Raw genomic sequence first — 12,688 nt, forward strand, 5'->3', positions numbered from 1 at the left:
CGCACCTGCAAATTTCCACGCACTCCGCCGACCGTACAGGCTCCCAGATTTGTCATTGCGAGGCCCCGAAGGGGCCGCGGCAATCTCGGGGAGGCAGTTACGATTTCGCCGAGGCTGCCCTGTTATCGGACTGGGCACTGCGAGATTCCCACGTCGCTTCGCTCCTCGGAATGACAATTCGGGGGCATTCACCATTTTAACGATGCCGTGTACCGGCTGTTAGTGCTTACCAGGCGGTCACTGACCGCCGCTACAGACGCAATCGGTGCATGCTGTTTCAACGGCGGCCTGTACAATCTGCGAGTGCCTTCCCGAGATTGCCACGTCGCTTCGCTCCTCGCAATGACAAATTTGAAAGCCTCATGCCGCCGAATTATCGTCCCAATACTTGCAGTTGCCAATGGCGCTCAGGGAACGCCCTACAGACGCAATCGGCTTGTACGTTTTTATCGTTGCCCTGTACGAACTGCAAATGCCTGACACCCCGTTTTACGCGGATTTTACGTCCTGCGGGCGGGAAAAATACGGCGCTGTCCGGGAAAACCCATATTTTTCCGCATGTTTTGCGGCCAAAACGGCGTACAATGGGCGGAAAGCCTGCAAAAAGAATAACATCGCAGGAAAAACCGACAAACGCGCCAGAAATTTTTCGGAACAGTTGAAATTTTTGTGCAATGTTGTATAATAAGCATGGATGGATGATTTTAAGGAAGCTCTGATGCAATCAGAGGTTCCCGTATCCCCGCAAGCTGAGCAAAGAAGGAGATCACCATGGAACAGACGCTGCATAATGCATTCAAACGTTTCTCTCTCGGCGACGAGCTGCGCGCCTATACCTTCCTGGGCTGCCATGCCGCAGAGCGCGACGGAGTCCACGGCTATGTTTTCCGTGTCTGGGCCCCGCGGGCGCAGGGCGTCAGCGTGACCGGCGACTGGAACTTCTGGAACACCGAGGACCTGCCGATGACGCTCGTCGAATACGGCATCTGGGAGGCCTTTTCCGCCTATGCGCGCGAGGGCGACGCCTATAAATTCTATATCCGCCGCCGCGACGGCTCCGCCGTCTATAAATCCGATCCCTATGCCTTCCGCAACTGTGCGCTGCCCGACACGTCGAGCCGTATCTGTACGCTGGACGGCTATACCTGGGGCGATGCCGACTACCGCCGCAAGCAGGGCAAGCGTAAGCTGCTCAACTGCCCGATGAACATCTATGAGATGCACTTCGGCTCGTGGCGGCGCAAGCCGGACGGCAGCCTCTATACCTACGACGAGCTGGCAGATGAGCTCGTGCCCTACCTGAAGGACATGGGCTACACCCACATCGAGCTCATGCCGCTGTCCGAATATCCCTATGAGCCGTCGTGGGGCTATCAGGTCACGGGCTACTATGCTCCGACGTTCCGCTACGGCGAGCCGAAGCAGCTCATGCGCTTTGTGGACAAGTGCCACGAGGCCGGCATCGGCGTGCTGCTCGACTGGGTCCCGGCCCACTTCCCGAAGGACGAGAACGGCCTTTATGAATTCGATGGCACCTGCTGCTATGAGCTGGAAGACCCGCTCATGAACGAGCACCCCGACTGGACGACCCGCATCTTCGACTTCGGCAAGGGCGAGGTGCAGTCGTTCCTCATCTCGAACGCCGTGTACTGGCTGGAGCAGTACCACATCGACGGCCTGCGCGTCGACGCCGTGGCCGCCATGCTCTACCTCGACTACGGCCGCCGCGAGTACCACCCGAACAAGTTCGGCGGCAAGGAGAATCTCGAGGCCATCGCCTTCCTGCGCAAGCTCAACCGCGCGGTGTTCTCCGTGCGGCGCAGCGCCATCACGGCGGCCGAGGAGTCCACGGCCTTCCCGCTCGTGACGAAGCCGGATTACGACGGCGGCCTCGGCTTCCTGTTCAAATGGAACATGGGCTGGATGAACGACATGCTGCATTATATGTCGCTCGATCCGCTGTTCCGCAAGGGCAGCCACAACGACCTGACGTTCTCCATGACGTATGCCTATTCCGAAAACTTCATTCTTCCGCTGTCGCATGACGAGGTGGTGCACGGCAAGTGCTCCCTTATCAACAAGATGCCGGGCGAATATGACGATAAGTTCAGCAACCTGCGCGTGTTCTACGGCTTCATGATGGGCCACCCCGGCAAGAAGCTCAGCTTCATGGGCAACGAATTTGCGCAGTTTATCGAGTGGAATTACGCACAGCAGCTCGACTGGCTTCTGCTCGACTATGAGCGCCATCGCCAGATGCAGGACTATGTGCGCGATCTGAATCATTTCTATCTGGATCACAGCAGCCTGTGGAACAACGATTCCGACTGGAACGGCTTCCAGTGGATCTCCGCCGACGACCGCGACAACAGCGTTATCGCCTTCCGCCGCATCGATCGCCGCGGCTGCGAGCTGATCGTGATCTGCAACTTCTGCCCGGTCACCCGGACGGACTATCGCCTGGGTCTGCCGAAGCCGGGCGAATACGAGGCGGTCTTCAACAGTGACGAGGTCCGCTACGGCGGCAAGGGAACGGAGCTTCCCGTTGTGACGGCCGAAAAGGAGCCGCTGCACGGCCTGCCCTTCTCCGGCAGCTTCACGCTCGCGCCGCTCTCCGTGGCCTTCTACCGCAAAAAGACAGCCCCGCGCAAGAAAACGGCAAAATCCTGAATGACGAGAAGGAGAAATGACCATGAACTTCCAGAAAAAGCACTGCGTCGCGATGCTGCTGGCGGGCGGGCAGGGGAGCCGCCTGATGGTGCTGACGGAGAACACGGCAAAGCCTGCGGTCCCGTTCGGCGGTAAGTATCGCATCATCGATTTTCCTCTCTCCAACTGCGTGAATTCCGGCATTGACACCATCGGCGTGCTGACGCAGTATCAGCCGCTCGAGCTCAATGAGTACATCGGCAACGGCCAGCCGTGGCGTCTGAACCGCAGCCACTGCGGCGTGCAGGTCCTGCCGCCCTATGCCAAGAGCAAGAAATCCGAGTGGTACAAGGGCACCGCGAACGCGATCTATCAGAACATCGCCTTCATCGAGCGCTATGATCCGGACGATGTCATCATCCTCTCCGGCGACCACATCTATAAAATGGACTATGCCGCCATGCTGCGCTACCACGAGCAGATGGAGGCCGACTGCACCATCGCCGTGCGCACGGTCCCACTGGCAGAGGCCAGCCGCTTCGGCATCATGAACACGCGCGAGGACGGCTCCATCTACGAATTCGAGGAGAAGCCGAAGCATCCGAAGAGCACGAACGCATCCATGGGCATCTACATCTTCAAGTGGAGCGTGCTGAAAAAGTTCCTCATCGAGGACGAGGAGAACCCGCGTTCTGAGAACGACTTCGGCAAGAACGTCATCCCCGCCATTCTGAACGAGGGCTACCGCCTGTTCGCCTATGAATTCCAGGGCTACTGGAAGGACGTCGGCACGATCAGCTCCCTGTGGGAGGCCAACATGGACCTGCTGGGCAAGAACCCCGCCTTCAACCTCTACGGTGAGAAGGGCAACCGCATCTATGCCCGGAACTACGCCATGCCGTCGAGCATCATCGCCCGCGAGTCGAAGAATAAGAACTGCTTCATCGCCGAGGGCTGCGAAATTTATGGCACCATCACGCACTCCATCATCTCCACGGGCTGCACGGTCGACTCCGGCGCCATCGTGGAGGACAGCGTTATCATGCCGAACGTCCACATCGAGTCCGGTGTCATCATCCGCCACGCCATCATCGGCGAGGACTGCCGCATCTGCCGCGGCGCGGTGATCGGCGGCTCGTTCGCCCCCGGTGAGGAAAAGAAGATCAGTGTGGTCGGAAAGGCCAAGACCATTGCCGAGAACACCGCCATCAAGCCGGGCGAGATCTATTGAGAGGGAGGACAAGAACCATGACTACGATGGGCATCATTTTTGCGAACATCTATGACAGCTCCCTCGGTGAGCTGACGAACAAGCGCACCATGGCGTCTCTGCCCTATGGCGGGCGCTATCGTCAGATCGATTTCTCCCTGTCGAACATGACGAATTCTGCCATTCGCCATATCGGTATCATCACGAAGTATAATTATCAGTCCCTTATGAACCACATCGGCTCCGGGCAGGAGTGGGACCTCGAGCTCGGTGAGGGCGGCCTGGAATTCCTGACGCCGTTTGCCATGGGCCACAACGGCAGCTACCGCGGCAAGCTCGAGGCGCTGGATTCCGCCATGAATTTCCTGAAAATCTCCACGGAGGAATATGTCGTTCTGGCCGACAGCGGCGTGCTGTGCGCCATCAATCTGGAAAAGATCGTCGAGGCCCACGCCGCCTCGGGCGCGGACGTCACCGTCGTGGTGAAGGACGGCATCTGCAACGGGCAGAAGCAGCTCGATCTGGCCGTGAAGGTCGACGCGGATGACCGCGTGACGGACGTGGCCGTCGACTACTGCGCAGGCGAGCAGTATCTTGCCTCCATGGGCCTGTTCGTCATCCGCCGCGAGCTCCTCATGCGCGAGGTCACGGAGGCCGTGGCCCACAACCGCTACCATTTCGAGCGCGACCTTGTTATGCACGGCTTTGCGGAGACCGGCATGAAGGTCAACGCCTACCGCTATGACGGCGTGGCACTGTTCAACGAGAGCACGACGGAGTTCTTCCACAACAGCCTTGCGCTGATCCGTCCGGAGATCCGTCACGGGCTGTTCGCCCGCGAGGACCTGACGATCTACACGAAGGTCCGCGACGAAGTGCCTGCCTATTACGGCGAGCATTCCGAGATCGACGACTGCGTCGTGGCCGACGGCTGCGTGCTCGAGGGCTCCGCCGTCAACTCCGTTCTCTTCCGCAGCGTCAAGCTCGGCGAGGGCGCATCCGTGCGCAACAGCGTCATCATGCAGCGCTGCACCATCGGGGAGGGCGCCGATCTGGAGTGCGTCATCATGGATATGGACGTCGTCGTCCGTCCGGGCGCCGTGCTGCGCGGCACGATGGATCATCCGCTGGTGTTCAAGAGAGGAGAGGTCGTATGAGGATCGCAATGGTCGCCTCCGAGGCTGCCCCGTTCGTCAAAACGGGCGGCCTGGGCGACGTGATGCAGGCGCTTCCCAACGCGCTGTCCAAGCTGAAGGGCAACGAGATCTGCCTGTTCCTGCCGTACTATAAGCGCATCAAGGAAAATCCGGCCGTCGAAACGGAGCAGGTCGGCTCGTTCTCCATGGAGCTGGCGTGGCGCGAGAGCTATGTCGGTATCCTGCGTCTGAAGTCCCGCCGCAAGAAGCTGCAGGTCTACTTCATCGACAACGACTACTATTTCGGCGCGCGCAGCACCGTCTACGGCGATTTCGACGACGGCGAGCGCTTCGCCTATTTCTCGAAGGCCGTGATGGCCGCGCTGTACTTCCTCGACTTCAAGCCCGATATCCTGCACTGCCACGACTGGCAGGCGGCCATGACGCCTGCGTATCTGCGCGCGCTGTACCATGACTGGTGCCCGCAGACGAAGCTTGTCTTTACCATCCACAACGTGGAGTATCAGGGCTGGGCCGATGCGTCGTTCTTCGACAATATTCTCGGTCTGCCGGATGAATACCGCGCGAGCCTGACGTTTGACGGCGCGATCAACATGATGAAGGGCGCCATCGAGCTTTCGGACATCGTCACGACGGTCTCGAAGTCCTATGCCGAGGAGCTGCGCTATCCGTACTATGCCCACCGCCTGGACGGCGTGCTGCGCAACGCGTGGCTGTGGGGCATTACGAACGGCATTGACACCGATGTCTTTGACCCCGAGACGGACTGCGCCCTGAGCGCGAACTATTCCGCCGCCGATATGAGCGGCAAATGGGTCAACAAGCGCGCCCTGCGCGAGGAGATGGGCCTGAGCACCGACACGGACGCCCCCATCCTCGGCATGGTCACGCGCCTGGCCGGGCACAAGGGCATCGACCTGCTGTGCTACATCGGCCAGCGCCTGATGGAGCGCGAGATCCAGCTCGTCATCGTCGGCACGGGCGAAAAGCAGTATGAGTACGCACTGAGCGCACTGGCCCGCCAGTATCCCGGCCGCATCGCCGTCCGGCTGTGCTTCGACCCGGCGCTCGCCTCCCGTGTCTATGCGGGCTGCGACATGTATCTCATGCCGTCAAAGTCCGAGCCCTGCGGCCTGTCCCAGCTCATCGCCATGCACTACGGCACCGTGCCCATCGTCGCCTCGACCGGCGGCCTGCGCGACACCGTCCCGCCCTACAATCCCGAAACGGGTGAGGGCCGCGGCTTTACGTTCCAGAGCTACAACGCCGATGATTTCCTCGGCGCCATCGACCGCGCAGCGGGCCTGTATTACGGCGACCGCGACGCATGGAACAGGCTGGCCCGCCATGATATGGAGTGCGACTTCAGCTGGCAGGTCCCGGCCAACGAATATATGCAGCTGTACAGCGAATTGCTCTACGGCAAGCAGTAATAAATCATGATTTCAAACGCTGATTCCGGAATTACGGAAAACTTTAGGAGGCCCCATGAACAAGAAGCAAAATTCCAAACAGAAGATCCAGAAGCTTGCGGAGAATGACGCCCGTCCCGAGCGCGCCATTCAGCCCACGGAGCTGCTCAACGACACGCTGCGCCGCATCTTCGGCTGCGAGCTTGCCGACGCCACCCAGAAACAGGTCTATCGCGCGCTGTGCATCAGCGTCCGCGAGCTGTTGACGGAGAAGAACCGCGTCTTTGGCAACCGCTGCACCGAAAAGGAGCGCAAGGAAGTTTATTATATGTCGATGGAGTTCCTGGTCGGCACCAGCCTGCGCAACAACCTCTTTAACCTCGGGCTGGAGGCGGAGTTCCGCAAGGCACTGGCCGATGCAGGCTTCGACATCGATGAGATCTACGCCATCGATCCCGACGCCGGCCTTGGAAACGGCGGCCTCGGCCGTCTGGCCTCCTGCTATATGGATGCCGCGACCGGCATGGACTACCCGATGACCGGCTTCTCCATCCGCTATGAATTCGGCATCTTCAAGCAGAAGATCGTCGACGGCTGGCAGATGGAGTTCCCGGACAACTGGCTCGAGATGGGCGACGTGTGGCTGCAGGCCCGCGAGGACGACGCCGTGGAGGTCAAGTTCGGCGGCGAGGTCCGCGAGTGGATGGACAACGACCGCTTCAAGGTCGCGCAGGTCGGCTACAGCTCCGTTATGGCCGTGCCGTATGACATGTATATCTCCGGCTATGACAGCGATGCCGCCAACCGCCTCGTCCTGTGGAGCGCCAAGCTGCCGCAGAGCTTCGACATGGCTGCGTTCTCCCGCGGCGACTATGTCCGCGCCCTCGAGCGCAACGCCATGGCCGAGACCATCTCCAAGGTCCTCTATCCGGCGGACGACCACATTCAGGGCAAGCGCCTGCGCCTGAAGCAGCAGTACCTGCTCGTCTCCGCCTCGCTGCAGAGCATCCTGAAGAAGCACTATAAGAAATACCGCACCTACACGAACCTGCCGGAAAAGGTCGCCATCCACATCAACGACACCCATCCGGCCCTGTGTGTGCCGGAGCTGATGCGCCTGCTCATCGATGAGCACGACTTCGGCTGGGACGAGGCGTGGGACATCACCTGCCGCACGCTGTCCTATACGAATCACACCGTTATGAGCGAGGCCCTCGAGCGCTGGAACGTCGATCTGTTCCGCGAGCAGCTGCCGCGCGTCTACTCCATCTGCCAGGAGATCAACCGCCGCCTCATCGAGCACCTGTGCGCCGTCTACCCGAACGACTGGGGCAAGATCAACTACATGGCCGTCATCGCGAACAACGAGGTCCGCATGGCGAACCTCTGCCTTGCCGCCTGCCACAAGGTCAACGGCGTTTCCAAGCTGCACACGGACATCCTGCGCAACGGCATCTTCCGTGACTACTGTCAGATCACGCCGGAGCGCTTCCTGAACGTGACGAACGGCATTGCCTATCGCCGCTGGCTGTGCCAGTCCGATCCGCTGCTGACGGATTATCTCAAGCAGCTCATCGGCGGCGACTTCCTGCGGGATGCCCGCGCACTCGAGAAGCTCCTGCCGTATCAGAATGACGAAAAGGTGCTTGCGGACCTCATGGCCATCAAGCGCAAGAACAAGGAGCGCCTCGCCGCTCTCATCGAGAACCAGAACGGCGTGCGCGTCGACCCGGATTCCATTTTCGATATCCAGATCAAGCGCCTGCATGAGTACAAGCGCCAGCTGCTCAACATCCTGCATGTTCTGTATCTCTACCGCCAGATCAAGGCCAATCCGCACGGCGATTTCATGCCCCGCACGTTCATCTTCGCGGCCAAGGCCTCCGCGGGCTATATCCGCGCCAAGCAGATCATCAGCCTCATCGTCGCTGCGTCGAAGCTCATCAATAATGACCCGGACGTCAACGACAAGCTGAAGGTCGTCTTCCTCGAGGACTACAAGGTCTCCCTTGCGGAGATCATCATCCCGGCCGCCGATATCTCCGAGCAGATCTCCATCGCGGGCAAGGAGGCCTCCGGCACCGGCAACATGAAGCTCATGATCAACGGCGCCGTGACCATTGGCACGCTCGACGGCGCGAACGTCGAGATCCACGAGCAGGTCGGCGACGAGAACATCTTCCTCTTCGGCATGAAGGCCCATGAGGTCGAGGAGCTGTGGCAGCGCGGCTACCATCCGACGGAATTCGTCACGCCGGAGCTGCAGGCCGTGCTCGACATGCTCACGTCCGGCGTGCTCGGCCAGCGCTTCGACGATCTGGTCGATTCGCTGCTCACGAACCGCTTCGGCACGGCTGACCCCTATATGACGCTGGCCGATTTCCAGGATTACGCCCGCGCGCAGCGCGATGTCGCCGCGGTCTATCAGGATAAGCAGCACTTTGCCCGCATGTCCCTCATCAACATCGCCAAGGCCGGCATCTTCTCCTCGGACCGCGCCGTCAAGGAATACGCGGACGAGATCTGGGATCTCGACTGAGATGCGCATCCTGTTTGACAGCCGTCAGACGCAGTACAAGACCCCGTTCGGAACGCTCCGGACGGGGGAGTGCTGCGTTCTGCAGATCCGCATCCCGACGGAGGTCGGCGCCTCCGGCGTCCGCCTGATGCTGGAGGACAGCGAGCACGCTGTGTGCGCCGAGCTGCCGTTTTCCTTCGCCTCGCGCGGCGAGGACGGCTATGAGCTCTGGCGTCTGGAATTCACGCGGCAGGAGACCGGGCTGCATTTTTACTGGTTCCGCATCGACAAGCGCGGCGGTGGCAGCTTCCGCCTGTTCCGTCAGGGGAGCGATACGAATATGGAGGCGGGGGAGAAGTGGCAGCTCAGCGTCATTCCCGCCGATTTCCGGGTACCGGACTTTGCGCCGGGCGCTGTGATGTATCAGATCTTCCCGGACCGCTTCGCCCGCAGCGGGAGCTGCGACCTGACCTGTAAGCTCCAGCCGTTCTGGGTGCACGAAAGCCCCGATGAGCTGCCGGAGTACCGCCCCGATGCGCAGGGCGAGGTGCGGAACAACGATTTTTTCGGCGGAAATTTCGCGGGCATCCGCGAAAAGCTGCCGTATCTGCAGGAGCTGGGCGTCGGCGTTCTCTACCTGAACCCGATTTTCATGGCGTGGTCGAACCACCGCTATGACACGGCCGACTATCGCCGTCCTGACCCCATGCTCGGCACGGAGGAGGACTTCCGCGCCCTGTGTGACGCTGCCCATGCGCGCGGCATGCGCGTCATTCTCGACGGCGTGTTCTCCCACACGGGCAGCAACAGCGTCTATTTTGACGCGAAGCATGTGTTTGGCCACGGCGCGGCGTCCGACCCGAATTCGCCGTACCGCCGCTGGTATCGCTTCCACCATTATCCCGACGATTACGAGGCCTGGTGGGGTATCCGCACGCTCCCATGCGTCGAGGAGCTGGACGAGACGTATCTCCATTATATTATCGAGGATGAGGACTCCGTCATCGCCCACTGGCTGCGCCTCGGTGCGGACGGCTTCCGGCTCGACGTCGTCGACGAGCTGCCGGATGAATTTGTCCGCCGCCTGCGCCGCCGGATGCGTCAGATCGACCCGCAGAGCCTGCTGCTCGGCGAGGTCTGGGAGGACGCATCGAATAAGCGTGCCTACGGCGTTTCCCGCCGCTATTTTGTCGACGGCGAGCTGGATTCCGTCATGAATTATCCGTGGCGCAACGCCATCGTGGCCTTCCTGACGGATGCGGACGACGGCACGGCGCTGGGCGAAAGTCTGATGACGCTGGCGGAGAATTATCCGCCTGAGGTGCTCTCCTGCGTGATGAACCACCTCGGCACGCATGACACGCCGCGCATCCTGACCGTGCTGGGCGAGCCGTTTTGCGGCACGAAGGACGAGCGGGCGCACCGCCGCATGACGCCAGTGCAGCGCAAGACCGCCCTGATGCGGCTGCGCATGGCGGTCTTCCTGCAGTTTACCCTGCCCGGTATGCCCTGCATCTACTACGGCGACGAGGCCGGGATGGAGGGCTTTGAGGACCCGTTCTGCCGCACCTGCTATCCATGGGGCCGCGAGGACGAGGAGCTGCAGGCCTATTACCGCATGATGACCGCCCTGCGCGGCAGCAGCGAGGCCCTGCGGCGCGGCGGCCTGCGCGTGCTGGCCGCCGGAAACGGCCGCATCGCTTTTACACGCGCCTTCGGAGATGAGCGCCTGGTCGTATGCGTGAACCATTCCATCGGTGAGTGGGTCCTGCCTGCAGGCCGCGTCCGCTTTGCCGAAAGCGCGGCACCGTCGCCCACGGGCGAGGTCGTCCTGATGCGCGGCGGCTTCTGCCTGCTGGAACCGTCGGATCCCGAAGCGCATATCTCTATAGAGTAGAAATATCTCCCGGCGACACCCCAAACGATACGAAAGGAGCGATCCCATGAAGTTTTCTGAAATGCCCTATTCCCGTCCCGACCTGGAAGCCATGAAGGCGAACCTGACGGCCTGCACCGAGGCCTTCCTCGCCGCCGAAAGCGCGCAGGAGCAGATCGCGCAGTACGACCGCGTTACGGACCTGTCCGTGGAATTCAACACGATGGGAAGCCTTGCCAATGCCCGCCATACCATCGACACGCGCGATGAATTCTATGACGCCGAGTCAACGTTCTTCGACGAGAGCTGGCCCCAGCTGAGCGTCTATTTCCAGCGCCTGAACGAGGCCATGCTGGACTCGAAGTTCCGCCCGGAGCTGGAGGCCCATTACGGCAGCCTGCTGTTCCTGAAGCTCGAGATCAGCCGCCGCAGCTTCAAGCCGGAGCTTGTGGAGCTTATGCAGGAGGAAAACCGCCTGACGTCCCGCTATCAGAAGCTCTATGCCAACATGACCGTGGAATTTGACGGCAAGACCATGCCCATGCCGATGCTCGGCAAGTACAAGGTCAGCGCCGACCGCGCCGTTCGCCGCGCCGCTTACGAGGCCGAGGGCAAGGTCTTTGATGCAAACCGCGCGGAGCTGGACGAGATCTATGACAAGCTCGTCCACAACCGCAATGCGCAGGGCCGCATGCTTGGCTATCCGAACTTCATTCAGCTCGGCTATGACCGCCTCGGCCGCAACTGCTATGGACAGAAGGAGCTGGCGGCCTTCCGCGACCAGATCGCAAACGATCTTGTCCCCATCATTGCGGAGGTCAAGGAGGCCCAGCGCAAGCGCATCGGCGTCGACCGCCTGTACATTTACGACGACAAGTTCCGCTTCCCGGACGGCAACCCGGCCCCGGAGGGCACGGCGGAGGAGATCCTCGCCGCAGGCCGCAGAATGTATGAGGAGCTCAGCCCGGAGACGAAGGAATTCGTCGACTTCCTCTACGACAACGAGCTGCTCGACGTGCTGTCCCGCGAGGGCAAGGCCCCCGGCGGCTACTGTACGATGTTTGAAAAATACAAGGCTCCGTTTATCTTCTCGAACTTTAACGGCACAGCCGGAGACGTCGATGTGCTGACCCACGAGGCCGGTCACGCCTTCGCATTTTACCGCGCAATGAACAGCGATATCTACCCGGACCTGCGCGAACCGACCATCGAGGCCTGCGAATGCCACTCCATGAGCATGGAATTTCTGACGCAGGATTATCATAAATATTTCTTCGGCGCGCAAACGGCAAAATACGAGCTTGCCCACTGTGAAGACAGCCTCGATTTTATCCCCTATGGCTGCATGGTGGATGAATTCCAGCATTTGATGTATGAAAATGAGGACCTGACGCCGGATGAGCGCCACGGCGTGTGGGAGAAGCTCGAGAAGAAGTACCGCCCCTGGCTGAGCATGGACGGCCTGCCCTTCTACGGCCGCTACGCCCACTGGCAGTGGAAACCGCACATTTATCTCAATCCGCTGTACTATATTGATTATTGTATGGCAGGTACGGTCGCGTTCCAGGTCTGGACGCTCTCTCTGCAGGACCGCAGGGCAGCTTGGGAGAAATATCTGGCCTTTGTCGACCAGGCGGGAACAAAGACGTTCGCTGATTTGTGCCAAAGCGTCGGCCTGCGTATACCGTACGAGGACGGCTGCATCCGCGAGGTCGGCTCCGGTATCCGCGACTGGCTCAAGGCGCATGCCCCGGTGGAGGCCTGAATGCTTTTGCGCGGTTCCGCTTGCGGTGGATGACAGAAAACGTGATTTTCGGCAGGTCGTGTCAGAATGCGCGTATCTTGTGAACATTTCATGAAATCAAA

Annotated in this window: 8 protein-coding genes; all 8 read left to right on the forward strand. The window is 60.6% G+C overall.

Going from position 1 to position 12,688, the window contains the following annotated elements; all coding sequences use genetic code 11:
• Positions 1 to 400: 400 nt before the first annotated feature.
• The 8 genes from ACMKFF_RS08690 (at position 401) to ACMKFF_RS08725 (ending at position 12,587) form a co-directional block, all read left to right on the forward strand.
• Positions 401 to 685 carry a hypothetical protein gene (locus ACMKFF_RS08690; RefSeq protein WP_419496682.1) on the forward strand — a complete coding sequence of 95 codons (285 nt, stop codon included), beginning with the start codon at positions 401 to 403 and terminating at the stop codon, positions 683 to 685.
• Between the two features lie 86 nt (positions 686 to 771).
• Positions 772 to 2,670: a 1,4-alpha-glucan branching protein GlgB gene (gene glgB / locus ACMKFF_RS08695; protein ID WP_349135520.1), complete on the forward strand. Its 1,899-nt coding sequence runs from the start codon at positions 772 to 774 to the stop codon at positions 2,668 to 2,670.
• 22 nt (positions 2,671 to 2,692) lie between these two features.
• Positions 2,693 to 3,880 carry a glucose-1-phosphate adenylyltransferase gene (locus tag ACMKFF_RS08700; protein WP_418465019.1) on the forward strand — a complete coding sequence of 396 codons (1,188 nt, stop codon included), beginning with the start codon at positions 2,693 to 2,695 and terminating at the stop codon, positions 3,878 to 3,880.
• 17 nt (positions 3,881 to 3,897) lie between these two features.
• Positions 3,898 to 5,016 (forward strand): glucose-1-phosphate adenylyltransferase subunit GlgD, encoded by a 1,119-nt coding sequence (gene glgD / locus ACMKFF_RS08705; RefSeq protein ID WP_349135518.1) that lies wholly within the window; start codon positions 3,898 to 3,900, stop codon positions 5,014 to 5,016.
• Complete coding sequence (locus ACMKFF_RS08710; RefSeq protein ID WP_419496683.1) at positions 5,013 to 6,449, forward strand: glycogen synthase; 1,437 nt, start codon at positions 5,013 to 5,015, stop codon at positions 6,447 to 6,449. Before glgD ends, ACMKFF_RS08710 begins: the two co-directional genes overlap by 4 nt.
• Positions 6,450 to 6,504: 55 nt before the next feature.
• Positions 6,505 to 8,967: a glycogen/starch/alpha-glucan phosphorylase gene (locus tag ACMKFF_RS08715; protein ID WP_419496684.1), complete on the forward strand. Its 2,463-nt coding sequence runs from the start codon at positions 6,505 to 6,507 to the stop codon at positions 8,965 to 8,967.
• Position 8,968: 1 nt separating this feature from the next.
• Positions 8,969 to 10,843: a glycoside hydrolase family 13 protein gene (locus tag ACMKFF_RS08720; protein ID WP_419496685.1), complete on the forward strand. Its 1,875-nt coding sequence runs from the start codon at positions 8,969 to 8,971 to the stop codon at positions 10,841 to 10,843.
• Positions 10,844 to 10,889: 46 nt separating this feature from the next.
• Positions 10,890 to 12,587 carry a M3 family oligoendopeptidase gene (locus tag ACMKFF_RS08725; RefSeq protein WP_419496686.1) on the forward strand — a complete coding sequence of 566 codons (1,698 nt, stop codon included), beginning with the start codon at positions 10,890 to 10,892 and terminating at the stop codon, positions 12,585 to 12,587.
• Positions 12,588 to 12,688 lie beyond the last annotated feature (101 nt).

Origin of the sequence: Faecousia sp. (assembly GCF_048519415.1) — a bacterium.
In the GTDB taxonomy this organism is placed as follows: Bacteria; Bacillota; Clostridia; order Oscillospirales; family Oscillospiraceae; genus JAZOXB01.